General features: G+C 38.2%; 15 protein-coding genes, 2 rRNA genes and 1 other annotated feature. All 17 genes read right to left on the bottom strand.

The genetic code is table 11. From position 1 onward, the window contains the following. Positions 1-6: 6 nt before the first annotated feature. Complete coding sequence (locus AS180_RS11500; RefSeq protein ID WP_025909709.1) at positions 7-516, bottom strand: NYN domain-containing protein; 510 nt, start codon at positions 514-516, stop codon at positions 7-9. A gap of 1 nt (position 517) precedes the next feature. After that, positions 518-1,264 carry a 23S rRNA (guanosine(2251)-2'-O)-methyltransferase RlmB gene (gene rlmB / locus AS180_RS11495; protein ID WP_025909708.1) on the bottom strand — a complete coding sequence of 249 codons (747 nt, stop codon included), beginning with the start codon at positions 1,262-1,264 and terminating at the stop codon, positions 518-520. Position 1,265: 1 nt separating this feature from the next. Further along, entirely contained in the window at positions 1,266-1,679 is a 414-nt protein-coding gene (locus AS180_RS11490) for a Mini-ribonuclease 3 (protein WP_062686840.1), read from the bottom strand. A gap of 7 nt (positions 1,680-1,686) precedes the next feature. Then, positions 1,687-3,084 (bottom strand): cysteine--tRNA ligase, encoded by a 1,398-nt coding sequence (cysS, locus tag AS180_RS11485; RefSeq protein WP_025909706.1) that lies wholly within the window; start codon positions 3,082-3,084, stop codon positions 1,687-1,689. Then, positions 3,074-3,727 (bottom strand): serine O-acetyltransferase, encoded by a 654-nt coding sequence (gene cysE / locus AS180_RS11480; RefSeq protein WP_025909705.1) that lies wholly within the window; start codon positions 3,725-3,727, stop codon positions 3,074-3,076. Before cysE ends, cysS begins: the two co-directional genes overlap by 11 nt. 49 nt (positions 3,728-3,776) lie before the next feature. Next, positions 3,777-4,000, bottom strand: a binding site (T-box leader). 34 nt (positions 4,001-4,034) lie between these two features. Next, positions 4,035-5,492 carry a glutamate--tRNA ligase gene (gene gltX, locus AS180_RS11475; RefSeq protein WP_025909704.1) on the bottom strand — a complete coding sequence of 486 codons (1,458 nt, stop codon included), beginning with the start codon at positions 5,490-5,492 and terminating at the stop codon, positions 4,035-4,037. A 101-nt stretch (positions 5,493-5,593) separates the two neighbouring features. After that, positions 5,594-6,073 (bottom strand): 2-C-methyl-D-erythritol 2,4-cyclodiphosphate synthase, encoded by a 480-nt coding sequence (gene ispF / locus AS180_RS11470; protein WP_025909703.1) that lies wholly within the window; start codon positions 6,071-6,073, stop codon positions 5,594-5,596. A gap of 12 nt (positions 6,074-6,085) precedes the next feature. After that, entirely contained in the window at positions 6,086-6,775 is a 690-nt protein-coding gene (gene ispD, locus AS180_RS11465; protein ID WP_025909702.1) for a 2-C-methyl-D-erythritol 4-phosphate cytidylyltransferase, read from the bottom strand. 25 nt (positions 6,776-6,800) lie between these two features. Then, the gene (locus tag AS180_RS11460; RefSeq protein ID WP_062686839.1) at positions 6,801-7,898 is read right to left on the bottom strand and encodes a PIN/TRAM domain-containing protein; all 1,098 of its coding nucleotides are present in this window, start codon (positions 7,896-7,898) and stop codon (positions 6,801-6,803) included. 142 nt (positions 7,899-8,040) lie between these two features. Beyond that, entirely contained in the window at positions 8,041-9,117 is a 1,077-nt protein-coding gene (gene disA / locus AS180_RS11455) for a DNA integrity scanning diadenylate cyclase DisA (RefSeq protein ID WP_025909700.1), read from the bottom strand. 5 nt (positions 9,118-9,122) lie between these two features. Beyond that, a complete protein-coding gene (gene radA, locus AS180_RS11450; RefSeq protein ID WP_025909699.1) occupies positions 9,123-10,502 on the bottom strand; it encodes a DNA repair protein RadA in 1,380 nt (459 codons plus the stop codon). 123 nt (positions 10,503-10,625) lie between these two features. Continuing rightward, the gene (gene clpC / locus AS180_RS11445) at positions 10,626-13,067 is read right to left on the bottom strand and encodes an ATP-dependent protease ATP-binding subunit ClpC (RefSeq protein WP_025909698.1); all 2,442 of its coding nucleotides are present in this window, start codon (positions 13,065-13,067) and stop codon (positions 10,626-10,628) included. A gap of 20 nt (positions 13,068-13,087) precedes the next feature. Next, positions 13,088-14,155, bottom strand: a complete 1,068-nt coding sequence (locus tag AS180_RS11440; protein WP_025909697.1) for a protein arginine kinase — start codon at positions 14,153-14,155, stop codon at positions 13,088-13,090. Positions 14,156-14,159: 4 nt separating this feature from the next. Beyond that, positions 14,160-14,699: a UvrB/UvrC motif-containing protein gene (locus AS180_RS11435; RefSeq protein ID WP_025909696.1), complete on the bottom strand. Its 540-nt coding sequence runs from the start codon at positions 14,697-14,699 to the stop codon at positions 14,160-14,162. Positions 14,700-14,736: 37 nt separating this feature from the next. Next, positions 14,737-15,198, bottom strand: coding sequence for a CtsR family transcriptional regulator (locus tag AS180_RS11430; protein WP_025909695.1), 462 nt, complete (start codon positions 15,196-15,198; stop codon positions 14,737-14,739). Positions 15,199-15,402: 204 nt separating this feature from the next. Then, positions 15,403-15,518 (bottom strand): 5S ribosomal RNA (rrf, locus tag AS180_RS11425). Positions 15,519-15,619: 101 nt separating this feature from the next. Next, positions 15,620-15,721 (bottom strand): 23S ribosomal RNA (locus tag AS180_RS11420); the annotation flags it as partial.

Genomic DNA, 15,721 nt, shown 5'->3' with positions numbered 1-15,721 from the left:
ACAGCCTCACTTCTCGCCGCGTCTCCATTTTTCGAAAATTTCAGCAACTCCGTCAGGCAATTTAATCCTTGCCGCTGGCTTTTGCGTTTGAATGGACTTTACTTCAATTTTGATAAATCTTTCAATCTCTTGAATTTCATTATACAATTCCCGGGCGGATTTCCGTAATGCTCCTTGACCAAATATCGCCCACTGTTCAGTAAAATCTGATGTCGCAACATGGACCTGTGTCGCTACGTTATTTAAATCTTGAGCCAATTTTTCAATATACTCATCAGCTGTTTCATTTTCACGTGTAAAAACGACTTCAATTTTATAGTTATGAGCTTTCTTTTCAATTCCTTGAACCATATGTGCGTCAAATACCACAATGACGCGGTAGCCTGTATAAGCTTGGTACTCAGCAAGCTTTTCAATAAGCAAATCTCGGGCTCCCGCTAAATCATGGTCACGTAGATTTCGTAAGTTAGGCCATGCACCAATCATGTTATAACCATCTACTAATAAAATATCCATTTTATCTTCCTAATGGGTGACGTTTACGATACACTTCATACATCAATAAACTTGCTGCTACTGATGCATTTAAGGATGTTACGTGACCAACCATCGGAAGCCTTACTAAAAAGTCACACTTTTCTCGAACAAGGCGACTCATTCCTTTACCTTCACTTCCAATAACTAAAGCTAGTGGCATTGTACCATCTAAGTTTCGATAGTCATCGCTTTCTTTTGCATCTGTACCAGCTACCCATACTCCCCTTTCCTTTAATTCATCAATAGTGCGAGCTAAGTTCGTTACGCGAGCAACTGGAATATGTTCAATAGCTCCAGTTGATGATTTAGCTACAGTTGATGTCAACCCCACAGATCTGCGCTTTGGAATAATAATCCCGTGAGCACCAACTGCATCTGCTGTTCTCATAATTGAACCTAAGTTGTGCGGGTCTTCTAACTCATCTAGTACTAAAAAGAAAGGATCTTCATTTTTTTGTGCTGCTTTTTCAAACAGTTCATCAATTTCAGCATATGAATACGCCGCAACTAGAGCTAATACACCTTGATGCGTGCCTTGAACCATTTGTTCAATTTTCTTTTTAGGCACATACTGGACTAATACGCCGTTTCGTTTAGCAAATTTCACAATTTCTCCCATGGATCCCCCCTGAGAGCCCTCTGCAATCCATAACTTGTTAATTTCTCTTTCTGATTTTAATGCTTCTAATACGGCATTTCGTCCGATAATATAATCCTGCTGCTGCATATTAATTTCCTCCCTCTCCTTCAAAAATGAAAGAGATTGCTTTTGTAATAATTTCCTGAGAACGCTCATGGTTACCCAATAAGTAATGATAGCCAACTAACGCTTCAAACGCTGTGCTATAGCGGTACGTTTGTACATCCGTGTTTTTAGGAACTGTGCCTGATTTTGCATTACGTCCTCTTCTTAGCACCGCTAGCTCTTCATCATCTAAGAACTCAATTTCTTTAAAATGATAGACAATCTGAGCTTGAGCTTTAGCTGAAACATATTTTTTCGCTTTGTTATGAAGCTGGTTAGGGCGTACTGTCCCTAACCCAAGCAAATGTTTCCTTACATGCAAGTCGAATACTGCATCACCCATATAAGCTAATGCTAGGCTATTCAACTGCTTCACATCTAACTTTTTTTCAGTCATTAAACAATCATCCTCTTTTCCAACGCGTTCCTTGAGCCGTGTCCTCTAAAATAATATTCTTAGCTTTTAATTCATCGCGAATCTGATCAGCTAATTTAAAGTCACGGTTTTTACGAGCATCAATTCGCTGTTGAATGAGATTTTCAATTTCCTCATCTACTAATTCTTGAGCGTCAAATGTTAAGCCTAAAGCTCCACCTAATTGGTTAAATTCATTAATGAATGCTTCAATTACTTCTTTTGATGTTGTCTTTTCGAGTAGATATACATTTGCTTGCTTAGCCAGTTCGAATAGCACTGAAATAGCATTTGCTGTATTAAAGTCATCATCCATCTCTTTAATAAAACTGTTATGAAGCTCATCAATGTTAGTTAGCCATTCTGAATTACCGTCGTTTAAGTCTGTTGCTGCCTCTAAACGGTGCTTTAAGTTCACATAAGCTGTTTGTAAACGCTCATAGCCTTTTCGAGTATTTTCAAGGATTTCTTCGTTATAATTAATTGGGTGACGGTAATGTACTGATAGAATAAAGAATCTTAATAGTGATGGGTCGTGCTTTTGAATGATGTCGTGTACAAGTACAAAGTTTCCTAATGACTTCGACATTTTTTCGTTATCAATATTAATATAACCATTATGCAACCAATATTTCGCAAATGTCTTTCCCGTCAATGCTTCAGACTGTGCAATTTCGTTTTCATGATGAGGAAACGATAAGTCCTGACCGCCGGCATGAATGTCGATTGTATCTCCTAAGTATTTACGAGCCATCGCTGAGCACTCGATATGCCAACCTGGTCTTCCTTGCCCCCATGGACTATCCCATGCAATTTCACCATCTTTTGCCGCTTTCCATAACGTAAAGTCTAACGGATCTTCTTTCTTTTCTCCAACTTCAATACGAGCACCTGATTGCAGCTCATCAATTGATTGATGTGAAAGCTTTCCGTAACCTTCGAACTTTCTTGTGCGGTAATAAACGTCTCCATCTGACTCATATGCATAGCCTTTTTTAACTAGCTCATCAATAAAATCAATAATAATATCCATATTCTCTGTTACGCGAGGATGTATAGTCGCATGTTTGCAGCCAAGTGCTGTCGTATCCTCAAAATAAGCGTTAATAAATCGTTCTGCAATCGTTGGTACATCTTCACCCAGCTCTTTAGCTGCTCGAATTAGCTTGTCATCAACATCTGTGAAGTTTGACACATATTGTACTTCATACCCTCTAAACTCTAGATAGCGACGCACTGTATCGAATACAATGGCGGGTCTTGCATTTCCAATATGAATATAGTTATAAACAGTTGGACCACAGACATACATTTTAACCTTATTTTCCTCTAAAGGTGTAAACACTTCTTTTTGACGAGTTAATGTGTTATATAGCTTAATTGTCATGATAAATCTTCCCTTCTTTGAGCTGCTTGATTTCTTGTTGTAGTTCGCTTAATTGATGTTCAAGCTGCTTGAATCGCTCTGCATCTGGATCTGGTAAATCCTGATGATTTAAATCTTTAATACGAACTCCATTTTGAATGACGACTCGACCTGGTATTCCCACAACTGTTGAATTCTCAGGAACATCATTCAAGACAACCGACCCGGCACCAATTTTTGAGTTTTCGTTAATGGTAATGGACCCTAAAACTTTAGCACCCGTTGCAATAAGAACGTGGTCTTTAATCGTTGGATGACGTTTTCCTTTTTCTTTTCCCGTACCGCCTAAAGTTACTCCCTGATAAACTGTGACATTGTCTCCTATTTCGCAAGTCTCTCCAATTACGATTCCCATTCCGTGGTCAATAAAAAAGCGTCGTCCTATTTTTGCCCCCGGATGAATTTCAATTCCTGTAAAGAAGCGACTAACCTGTGAAATTACACGTGCTAAAAAGAACCATTTGCGTTTAAACAACGCGTGAGCTAAACGATGTGACCAAATAGCATGGAGCCCAGAATACGTTAAAATAACTTCGATGTAGCTCCTAGCAGCAGGATCTTGTTCAAATATCACCTCAATATCCTCTTTTAACATCTTTATCACCTTTTTCACCCCCCATTTTTTATAAAAAAAACGTCTCTGTGTCAACTGACACAGAGACGTTTCTTATACGCGGTTCCACTCTGCTTGAGTGCAGATACGCACTCCAACTCATCTCGTGTAACGGCGATACCCGCTCCTGCTTACTAACCTCAGTTTTCAACAGAAGTCTCTAAGGTGCATTTCAATAGGTATACGCATAGATTACTTTCAGCCGATGGTAATCCTCTCTAAAAAAGCGATAGCCTATTTACTTCTCCTTATCAACGATTTCAATATATATTAACTATATGGGTTTTAAACCAATTTGTTAACCAGAAACTTTTGCTAGACGAGCTAACACTGTTGCTTTACCAAGTAGCGAAATAGCTTTTGGTAATTCTGGTCCATGTGTTTCACCCGTTGTAGCTACACGAATTGGCATAAATAGCTTCTTACCTTTATGACCTGTTGCTTTTTGAACAGCTTTTGTTGCTGCTTTAATCTCTTCGGGACTAAAAGTCTCCATTGCTTCAATTTCCGTTGCAAAAGCTTGCAATACCTCTGGCACCTGCTCTTCTGCAAGTACAGCTTTCGCTTCTTCATTATACTCAATTTCTGTTTTGAAGAACATTTCTGTTAGCTCCACGATTTCTGCACCGTAGCTCATTTGTTCTTGATAAAGGGCAATTAGTTCTTTTACCCACTTCGTTTGTTCTTCCGTCATTTGTTCTTCTACACGTCCAGCTTTTACGAGATGAGGAAGAGATAGATCTACAACTTCATCTAAATCAAGCTGCTTCATGTATTGATTGTTCATCCAACGAAGTTTATTCGTGTCAAATAATGCTGGTGATTTAGATAAACGAGCAGGATCAAAGATTTCAATAAACTGCTCTTTTGAGAAGATTTCTTCTTCCCCTACAGGTGACCATCCAAGCATTGCAATAAAATTGAACAGAGCTTCAGGTAAGTAACCTAATTCTTTATACTGCTCGATAAATTGGATAATGGACTCGTCACGCTTACTTAGTTTGCGGCGACTTTCATTTACAATTAATGTCATATGTCCAAATACAGGCGGCTCCCAACCTAACGCATTATAAATCATAATTTGCTTTGGTGTATTTGAAATATGATCATCTCCACGTAAAACGTGCGTCATTTCCATTAGATGATCATCAATAGCTACAGCATAGTTATAAGTAGGCGTGCCATCTTTTTTCACGATAACATAGTCACCGATACCGTCGGATTCAAATGCTACTTCGCCTTTAACAATATCGTTGAACTTCACTACCGTACCCGTTGGAACTCGGAAGCGGATGCTTGGCTTGCGACCTTCTGCTGCTAATTCTTTTTGCTGCTCTTCTGTTAAGTTACGGCATTTGCCTGAGTAGCGTGGCATTTGACCATTTTCAGTCTGTTCTTCACGTTCTTTTTCTAATTCTTCTTCTGTACAGTAGCAATAGTAAGCTGCACCTTTTTCTAATAGTTCGTCCGTATATTTTTGGTAAATTTCTGTACGTTCGGATTGACGATACGGGCCGTATTCTCCACCGATATCAATACTTTCATCCCAATCAATGCCTAACCACTTTAGATAGCGAAGCTGGCTTTCTTCTCCACCTTCAATGTTACGCTTTTGATCTGTATCTTCAATACGAATAATGAACTTACCGTTTTGATTGCGAGCAAATAAATAATTAAATAAAGCTGTTCGTGCGTTTCCGATATGAAGGTGCCCAGTTGGACTCGGTGCATAGCGAACGCGTACTTCTTTTGACATAAGTAGGATAACCTCCAGTTTATTTTACGTAAGTATGTAATTTATTATTTTTCGACATTATTAATTTTATCACCAAATGTAATTCTGTTAAAGACTCTGGGTTATTTTTGATATACTAACACCGCGGCTTGTGAAGCAATTCCTTCTTCACGACCAGTAAAGCCTAATTTTTCTGTCGTCGTTGCTTTAACATTAATCTGTGACACTTCAGCTTCTAATAGTTCGGCAATACGCTCTCGAATTGGCTGGATGTACGGTGCCATCTTAGGTTTCTGTGCAATAATTGTACAATCTACATTGCTGAGCGCATAACCTTCTGCTTTCACTAGCTTCCACACATGTTGTAAAAGCTTAGCTGAATCTGCATCTTTAAACTCTGGATCCGTGTCTGGAAAATGCTTTCCAATATCCCCTTGAGCTATTGCTCCTAACAGTGCATCGGCAATCGTATGCAGAAGTACATCAGCATCAGAATGTCCCAGTAATCCTCTCTCATATGGGATTTCAATCCCTCCAATGATTAATGGACGTCCCGTTGCAAATTGATGAACGTCAAATCCTTGTCCAACACGTATATTCATTTCCTTCACCTCTTAGTTGTTTTGTTCCAACTTTGTTAAAATAGCTTCTGCATAAATTAAGTCTTCTGGTGTTGTTAATTTTATATTATCGTAGTCTCCTTGTACAATTGCTACTTCCTGACCTAGCTGTTCCACTAAGCTTGCATCATCTGTTCCTAGATAACCGTTTTCTTTTGCTACGTTATGAGCTCTTTGAATGGTAGACGAAAGAAAAGCTTGTGGGGTTTGAATAGACCACAAGCTAGAGCGTTCAATCGTTTCCACTACGATGTTGTTTTCTACTTTCTTAATCGTCTCTTTAACAGGAACGCCTAAAGTTGCCGCTTCTTTAACTGCCGCTTCTTCTACAAGTTTGTGGATATGGTGATGCTTCACAAATGGTCTAGCACCATCATGTATAAGAACCACATTAGACAGCTTAATGGCTTTCAACCCATTATACACGCTATGTTGGCGCTCTTGACCACCCGACACCACTGCCGTAACTTTACGCATCGGATATTGCTCTAAAAGTGATGTAATATCCTCTAGTTCTTGATCATTAATAACTAAAATAATGCTATTACATGTATGATCAGTTTCAAATATATTTAGTGTATGAACAAGAAGAGGTACATTTCGAATTAATAGAAATTGCTTATTTCGCCCTGCTTTCATTCGCTTACCTTGTCCTGCTGCTAAAACAATTACATCGTATTGCATGTTCCTTCTCCCTTATAGCTGAAAATTAGAGGGCTTTTTCTAAGAGCTTAGGCTTAGCAAAAATCATTCGACCAGCTGATGTTTGAAGTACGCTTGTCACAAGTACATCGATTTGCTTACCGATATAGTTTCGGCCTTCTTCTACAACAATCATTGTACCATCGTCTAAGTAGGCAATACCTTGATTGTGTTCCTTACCGTCTTTAATGACAAGTACATTCATTTCTTCTCCTGGTAAAACAATTGGTTTGACTGCGTTTGCTAAGTCATTAATATTTAAAACCCCTACATTTTGCAGTTCGCATACTTTATTTAAATTAAAATCATTTGTCACGACGAGACCCGAAGTAACTTTTGCCAACTTTACAAGTTTACTATCTACTTCTTGAATATCTTCAAAATCACCTTCGTAAATCTCTACCTTCATAGACAATTCCTTTTGAATTCGATTTAAGATATCAAGACCTCGACGACCTCTATTGCGCTTTAAAACATCTGATGAGTCTGCGATATGCTGAAGCTCTTCTAACACAAATCGAGGAATGACAATGGTTCCATCTAAAAAACCAGTTTGACATATATCTGCAATGCGTCCATCGATAATAACGCTTGTATCTAAAATTTTTAAAGACTGCAAGGATTGATTATTCTCTTGCTCTTCTTCCGAACCTTTTTTCTTACCAATACGAGTAGGTATCGAAAAAACATTGACCAACTCATCTCTCTTTTTAAACCCTACTTGAAAGCCTAAGTAACCTAATAAAATACTTAAAAAGATTGGTAAAACTGTACTAACTACCTGCAGCTGAATTTTCCAAAGGAACGTACCAACTAAATAGGCAACAATTAACCCTAATATTAAGCCTAAACTCCCAAATAAAACATCTGTTACCGGTGCCTTTACAAGAGACTCTTCGATGCGGCGAATAAAGCCTACAACATAATCTACTAACCAGAATGTTATGACAAAAAAGAGAATTGCACCTAAAGGAGCGTGAATGTATGACTTGTCTAATAATGCAATATCTTTTAGACTTAATAATTCAATAAGTTCTGGGATAAGAAAGATTCCTAATGTACCACCTGTTATGATAAAAAACAATTGAACAAAACGTTTTAACACGCCATCACCTCCTTTTATCATTATAAACAGTTTACAATGATTGAAACCTTTTATTTAATTGAAAACATAATTTGTAAACAAAATGTCCCTCTATTAGTATTTTCACAATATCCTAACCAAGATTAAAAAGTCAATTAATATCCTAGAGCTGACGGTTTAGCAAGTGTTGTTCCTTCAGTCGCTTTAGTCCTTGTTGAATTTTACGAGCACGTATTTCACCGATACCCTCTACTTCATCAAGCTCCTGAACAGTTGCATCTGTAATAGCCTTGAGGTCGCCTAATTCTTCAATTAAGTTCTCGATAATAATAGACGGTAGTCGCGGAATTTTATGAAGCATTCGATATCCTCTCGGAACAACTCCCTCTTCAAAGCTCGTATAAATTGGATAACCCATTAGCCGTAAGAGAGTTTGGTCATCTAGCAATACATTATTAGATGGCTGTTGCATCTTTTCAATTACTTTTGTTGGCTCTACGCTTGTATCATACATATAATCTTTCATTAACAAAATTGCTTCTTCTTCTAAGTGAGACAACAATTCATTCATCTGCAGACGAATTAATCGCCCTTCTGTTCCTAACTCACTAATATAACTTAAAATTTCGTTTTTAATTCGCAATACCATCTCAATGCGATGCAAAGATTGTAACACGTCTGTATGAGTTACTTGTTCTTCAAACTCTAAAGCACTTAGGCTATTGATGGAATCATCTAAAACTGCTTTATATTTCTCCAACGTGCCAAGCGCTTGGTTCGCTTTTGCTAAAATAACGCTAATGTCTTTTAATACATATTGAGAAGAGTCTTTATACAGCGTAATAACATTTCGACGCTGTGAAATAGCAATAACCAGTACTCCTGATTGCTTGGCAACCCGCTCTGCTGTACGATGTCGCATACCGGTTTGCGAAGAAGGAGTAGATGGATCCGGCATTAATTGAGCATTTGCAAATAAAATTTTACTACCACTGTCATTTAAGATAAGCGCTCCATCCATTTTAGCCAACTCATATAAGTGAGCTGGTGTAAATGCACAATTAATTGAAAACCCTCCATCTACCATCTTTTTCACTTGATCATTGTACCCGATTACAATTAACCCGCCGGTCTTAGCTCTTAATACATTTTCAATACCATCGCGAAAAGGGGTTCCAGGAGCCACAAATTCTAGAATATCAGAGATTTGCTTTTGCTCTGTTATCTTTTCATCATTCATTCTTTTTAACCTCCTAATGTGTACTGTAACGCTTCTGACACAGTGGACACCCCTACTACGTCAATGCCTTCTGGTATTTTCCAACCACCTAAGTTTTTTTCAGGAACAATGATTCGCTTAAATCCTAATTTCACAGCTTCTTGCACTCGTTGTTCAATGCGAGACACTCTTCGAACCTCACCTGTTAATCCAACTTCTCCTACTACTACGTCTGTAGGGTTTGAAGGTGCATCTTTAAAGCTCGATGCAATGCTAACCGCAACCGCCAAATCAATAGCTGGCTCATCTAACTTTACCCCACCTGCTACTTTTAAGTACGCATCTTGATTTTGCAACAGTAATCCTACTCGCTTTTCTAACACTGCCATAATAAGCGAGACACGGTTATGATCAAGTCCTGTAGACATTCTTCTAGGATTTCCAAAGCTTGTTGGGCTAATAAGTGCTTGTAACTCTACCAATACGGGACGAGTACCCTCCATCGAAGCCACAACGACAGAACCAGCTGCACCTTGAGATCGTTCTTCTAAAAAGATTTCAGATGGGTTGAGCACTTCCTCTAGACCACTTTCCTTCATTTCAAAAATACCCATTTCGTTTGTTGAACCAAAGCGGTTTTTTACTGCTCTTAAAATCCGGTACGTATGGTGGCGTTCTCCTTCAAAATACAAAACACTGTCTACCATATGTTCAAGTAACCTTGGACCTGCAATAGACCCTTCTTTGGTAACATGACCTACAATAAAAATAGCTATGCCGTTTGTTTTTGCAATTCGCATTAACTCTGCTGTACACTCGCGTACTTGAGAAACACTTCCGGGCGCTGATGTAACGTCACCGTGATAAATTGTTTGAATTGAATCAATGATAACAAGTTCTGGATTCATACTTGAGATAGCTTCTGTGATTGACTCTAAGTTTGTTTCTGCATGCACATACAAATCTTCCGCTTTAATACCTAAGCGATCTGCTCTTAGCTTTGTTTGCTTTGTTGATTCCTCACCAGATATATAAAGCACCTTATGCTTGTTCATAGCTAACTGAGCTGAAGTTTGTAGCAACAAAGTTGATTTACCAATACCAGGATCTCCCCCAATTAAGACTAGTGATCCTCTAACAATCCCTCCACCTAAAACACGGTTTAGCTCGGGTGACTTTGTATATATCCTTGGTTCAGTCGTTGATTCAATATTCGTAATGGATTGAGGCTTTTGCACCTTTGTAGAGGTTGCGCCAGAAAAAGCTCCTCCTCGCCTTGAAGACTTTGTCTCTTCAATTTCTTCCACCATTGAATTCCAACTGCCACAGCCAGGACACTTTCCCATCCATTTAGCCGATTCATACCCACAATGTTGACATGAAAACTTTGTTTTTCTTTTACTCATTATTTAGTATAATCTCCTCGTTCTTTATAAAAGTCCTTGATGCTATTGTACACTATCTTTACATTGTAAATAAAAAATGGAGGCATACGTATTTTGTCGTATGCCCCACATGTTCTTAATTCTTTAGCTAATACTGCTCGGTGAAGATGACTTGACTGTAAAGTTTTCACCTTCTACATCTAACGTTACCTTTTGACCTTTTTGAATGACGCCTCTTAATAACTCCTCAGATAAACGATCCTCAACATGCTTTTGGATTGCTCGACGTAGAGGACGCGCCCCATACTCTGGGTCAAACCCTTCTTCTGCAATCTTATCAATTGCTGCCTTTGTTAATTCCAATTCAATTTCTTGTTCTTTTAAGCGTCTAGTTAATTGATCAGCCATTAGCTTTACAATTTCAGCTAGATGCGGTTTCTCTAACGAATGGAACACAATAATCTCATCAATACGGTTTAGGAACTCTGGACGGAAAGCACGCTTCATCTCACTCATAACTTTCCCTTTCATATCCTTATAATCCTGACCCTCTGTTTCAACCGTAAATCCAAGATGCTTGTTACGTTTTAACGTATCTGCACCAACATTTGAAGTCATGATTAGAATTGTGTTTCTGAAATCTACAGTGCGACCTTTTGAATCAGTTAAGCGTCCGTCTTCTAAAACTTGTAATAAAATGTTAAATACATCCGGATGCGCTTTTTCAATTTCATCTAGTAATACAACAGAGTATGGCTTTCTTCTAACTTTCTCCGTCAACTGACCACCCTCATCATATCCAACGTAGCCTGGAGGAGAACCTACTAAGCGAGAAGTCGAGTGTTTTTCCATATACTCTGACATATCAATACGAATCATCGCATCTTCGTCACCAAACATTGATTCAGCTAAAGCACGAGCAAGCTCTGTTTTACCTACACCAGTTGGTCCCAAGAAAATAAATGAGCCTATTGGACGTTTTGGATCTTTCAAGCCTGCTCTTGCGCGACGAACAGCTTTTGCCACTGCTTTTACAGCTTCTTCTTGGCCAATGACACGAGAGTGTAAAATCTCTTCCATGTTTAGTAAACGCTCTGATTCTTCCTGAGCCAATTTCGAAACCGGCACTCCAGTCCAGCTAGATACAACCATCGCGATGTCTTCTACTGTAACAGCTGAATTCTCTTTACCTTGCTCTTGTTTCCAAGCTTTTTTAGTTTCTTCTAATTCTTCTCTTAAGCGTTGTTCTGTATCACGTAATGATGCAGCCTTTTCAAACTCCTGACTTTGGACAGAAGCATCTTTTTCATTTCGGATTGACTCTAGCTTCTGCTCTAACTCTTTCAAATTAGGCGGCGTCGTAAATGAACGTAAGCGAACTTTTGAACCAGCTTCATCAATTAAATCAATTGCTTTATCTGGTAAAAAGCGATCTGAGATATAACGGTCAGATAATTTTACTGCTTGTTCAATAGCTTCATCAGAAATTGATACGCGGTGATGAGCTTCATAACGATCTCTTAAGCCTTTTAAAATTTGGATAGATTCGTCTAGGGTTGGCTCATCAACTTGAATTGGCTGGAAACGACGCTCTAAAGCTGCATCTTTTTCAATATATTTTCGGTATTCATCTAAAGTAGTAGCACCAATACATTGTAATTCACCGCGTGCTAAGGATGGTTTTAGAATGTTTGAAGCATCAATTGCCCCTTCTGCACCACCAGCACCGATTAATGTATGCAGCTCATCAATAAATAGAATGATATTACCGGCTTGACGAATTTCATCCATTACTTTTTTCAAACGATCTTCAAATTCACCACGATATTTTGTTCCAGCAACTACGGTTCCCATATCTAGGGTCATAACGCGCTTATCTCGAAGAATCTCCGGCACTTCGTTGTTAACAATTTGCTGTGCTAATCCCTCTGCGATTGCTGTTTTACCTACACCTGGTTCACCGATAAGAACTGGGTTATTCTTTGTACGACGACTCAACACTTCAATAACACGCTGAATTTCCTTGCTACGCCCAATAACTGGATCTAGACTTCCTTCACGTGCTACCACTGTTAAATCCCGAGCTAAACTATCAAGGGTTGGTGTATTTGCATTCGAAGTTCCACCACCTTGATGACTAGAAGCAGCTTCGTTACTACCTAACAGGTGCAATACTTGTTGACGAGCTTTATTTAAGCTCACTCCTAAATTATTAAGTACACGAGCAGCTACGCCTTCACCTTCACGAATTAATCCAAGTAAAATATGCTCAGTTCCCACATACGAATGACCTAATTTTCTTGCTTCATCCATTGAAAGTTCAATTACTTTTTTAGCGCGAGGTGTATAATGAATCGTTTGAGTTAACTCTTGACCTCTTCCAATAAGAGCTTCGACTTCTTTTTGAATTTTTTCTGTGCTTAACCCTAATGCAGATAATGCTTTTGCAGCAATACCGTCACCTTCACGTACAATACCTAATAAAATATGTTCAGTTCCAATATTGTTATGTCCAAGTCGTAAAGCTTCTTCTTGTGCTAACGCTAATACTTTTTGTGCACGCTCTGTAAATCTTCCAAACATCATACGGCTGTCACCCTCCACGTTTAATCTATATTTTTAATATTACTAAGGCGATCTCTAATTAAGGTAGCTCTTTTAATATCTCGTTCATGGGCATCTAACGCAGAGCCTGAATACTGTTGTAAAAAGCCTGGCTGCGTCATAATAATGAGTTCATTCAAAATATTTTTGGATATGTTTGTAATATAACCTAAGTCAATCCCTAATCGAACATCTGACAAGCACTGAGACGCTTCTTTAGATTCAATTATGCGACTATGAGCTAATACTCCATATGAGCGATGAACGCGATCTTCTAACTCCAAATGAGAGGTTTTAAGTAATGCATCTCTGGCAGATCTTTCTTGAGCAATTAATTGTGTTACAACACTATTCAAGTCTGATACAATATCAGCTTCAGATTTTCCTAACGTAATTTGGTTAGAAACTTGAAAGATATTACCTAATGCTTCGCTACCTTCTCCGTAAATTCCTCTTACAACTAAACCTAATTGATTAATTGCAGGAATAATTCGATGAATTTGACGAGTCATAACCAATGCAGGTACATGCATCATAACCGAGGCACGAAGCCCTGTACCAACATTCGTTGGGCAACTCGTTAAATAGCCTCTTTGTTCATCAAAAGCGTAGTCCACGCGATTTTCAATCCAATTATCTACTTCATTAGCTCGTTCTAATGCTTCGGATAATTGAAGACCTGGAAATAAACATTGTATGCGTAAATGATCTTCTTCATTAACCATAATACTTAAATCTTCTTGCTTTGATAAATAACAAGCCCCTGAATTAGATTCAGATAATTGAGGACTGATTAAATGCTTCTCCACCAGTACTCGTTTCTCCAGTGGCTTTAACTCACTCATTTTTAGAGAAGATAATTCACACTCTTCCATTTTCCTTATTTCTTCAAACACTTGATCAAAATTGTTTACAATTTCATCAGCTTTTTCTTTTACTAACATTGTAGGAAAAAGAAAATTTGTTAAATTTCTAGCTAGACGAATTCTGCTGCTTAGTACAATATCAGAGTCCGGTGCTTCTTGTTTCATCCAAGAGCTTACGGGATTTGTGAAGAATAGTTCAGACATACGGCTATATCTCCTTTCCCGTAGAGTTATTGATTTTTTTCTCTAATAAGCGAATTTCATCTCGAAGCTCTGCAGCTTTTTCGAATTCTTCTTTTTCAATATACTCCTTTAAATTCAATCTCAGAGCCTGTAATTCCTTTTTTAAATGAAGATTACTTCCAATTCTCTTTGGAATTTTACCATGATGTAAATAATTCCCCCCATGTAACCTCTTCAAAAACGGAACAAGTGGTTGTTCAAAGGTTTCATAGCAGTTTGAACAGCCAAACCGACCAACTTTAGAAAATTGATGATACGTCATTCCGCATGTAGGGCAACGTAGTGGTTCATTTTTAATTGTATTCGGACCTGTAGCAGAAGGTTCAAAATTTAATAGTCCTGCTAATAGACTATTAATTGAAAAGCCTTGCTGAGATGATATAGAAAATACATCCCCACTCTCTGCAGCGCATTGTTCGCAAAGGTGTGCTTCTGTCTTATTCCCATTCACTACATTCGTAAAATGAAGTGTTGCAGGTCGAATCTCACATTGCTGACAAATCATGCAACCATCTCTCCCTGTCTACATAAAATCAATTCAATTAGCGATACCTTAATGAATTCAACATAGCTTTTAGTAATTTCGCTCGAAGTTCATCACGATATGGTAGCTCAAGGTCAATAACAGATCGATGAATAACGCTAAGCATTATCTTAGCTTCTCGCTCCGTAATGACTTTTTCTCCAACTAACCTGAAAATGACGCTTTCAGCATATGACTGTGAAATTTGAGATTCGATAAGATCGATGACTTGTTGAAATAAATGAGAAGCATTATGAGTTCGGACTTTAGAAATTCTGATAAAGCCACCTCCACCTCTCTTACTTTCAACCACATAACCTCTTTCAATCGTAAAGCGCGTATTAATAACGTAATTGATTTGAGATGGAACACATTGAAACTTATCTGCAATTTCGCTACGTTTAATCTCAACAATTTCTCTGTCACTTAATTCGAGCACTTCTTTTAAATACTGTTCAATGATGTCAGAGATATTTGGCACGTTGCACCCTCCTTCTGACTTTGACTATATTTGACCTTATTAAATTAAATATAAAAGGAAATGAAAAAAATTTCAACTATGTAGTTTGATAAGTTTTGCCTTACTTTTATGATTTCCACTAAAATAAGGTTCAAAACGTCATTTATTGAAATTAATGAGAAATAAAAAAAGGACTAGCTATAAGCTAATCCTTTTAAATAATATGCCTGGCAACGTCCTACTCTCACAGGGACAAAGTCCCAACTACCATCGGCGCTAGAGAACTTAACTTCCGTGTTCGGCATGGGAACGGGTGTGACCTCTCTGCTATCGCCACCAGACATGATTTGAGATTATTCTCTCAAAACTAGATAACATTTTGCTGAGTACTAAGTTTACTGTCTAGCTATGGCTCCTAATTAGTCGCCTTCGCTTTTCTAATTTGGTTAAGTCCTCGATCGATTAGTATCAGTCAGCTACACACGTCGCCGTGCTTCCACCTCTGACCTATCAACCTGATCATCTTTCAGGGATCTTACTAGCT

The sequence above is a fragment of the Priestia veravalensis genome (assembly GCF_001457055.1).
GTDB classification, from domain to species: Bacteria; Bacillota; Bacilli; order Bacillales; family Bacillaceae_H; genus Priestia; species Priestia flexa.
Note: the sequence above shows the minus strand (reverse complement) of the source record. Positions and strands in the feature narration are given on the sequence as shown.

Excerpts from the sequence above, each read along its gene's own strand:
- rlmB (WP_025909708.1), bottom strand. The coding sequence starts at position 1,264 with ATGCAGCAGCAGGATTATATTATCGGACGAAATGCCGTATTAGAAGCA.
- AS180_RS11490 (WP_062686840.1), bottom strand. The coding sequence starts at position 1,679 with ATGACTGAAAAAAAGTTAGATGTGAAGCAGTTGAATAGCCTAGCATTA.
- ispD (WP_025909702.1), bottom strand. The coding sequence starts at position 6,775 with ATGCAATACGATGTAATTGTTTTAGCAGCAGGACAAGGTAAGCGAATG.
- ispF (WP_025909703.1), bottom strand. The coding sequence starts at position 6,073 with ATGAATATACGTGTTGGACAAGGATTTGACGTTCATCAATTTGCAACG.
- AS180_RS11440 (WP_025909697.1), bottom strand. The coding sequence starts at position 14,155 with ATGTCTGAACTATTCTTCACAAATCCCGTAAGCTCTTGGATGAAACAA.
- AS180_RS11435 (WP_025909696.1), bottom strand. The coding sequence starts at position 14,699 with ATGATTTGTCAGCAATGTGAGATTCGACCTGCAACACTTCATTTTACG.
- disA (WP_025909700.1), bottom strand. The coding sequence starts at position 9,117 with ATGAATGATGAAAAGATAACAGAGCAAAAGCAAATCTCTGATATTCTA.
- AS180_RS11500 (WP_025909709.1), bottom strand. The coding sequence starts at position 516 with ATGGATATTTTATTAGTAGATGGTTATAACATGATTGGTGCATGGCCT.
- gltX (WP_025909704.1), bottom strand. The coding sequence starts at position 5,492 with ATGTCAAAAGAAGTACGCGTTCGCTATGCACCGAGTCCAACTGGGCAC.
- cysS (WP_025909706.1), bottom strand. The coding sequence starts at position 3,084 with ATGACAATTAAGCTATATAACACATTAACTCGTCAAAAAGAAGTGTTT.
- radA (WP_025909699.1), bottom strand. The coding sequence starts at position 10,502 with ATGAGTAAAAGAAAAACAAAGTTTTCATGTCAACATTGTGGGTATGAA.
- clpC (WP_025909698.1), bottom strand. The coding sequence starts at position 13,067 with ATGATGTTTGGAAGATTTACAGAGCGTGCACAAAAAGTATTAGCGTTA.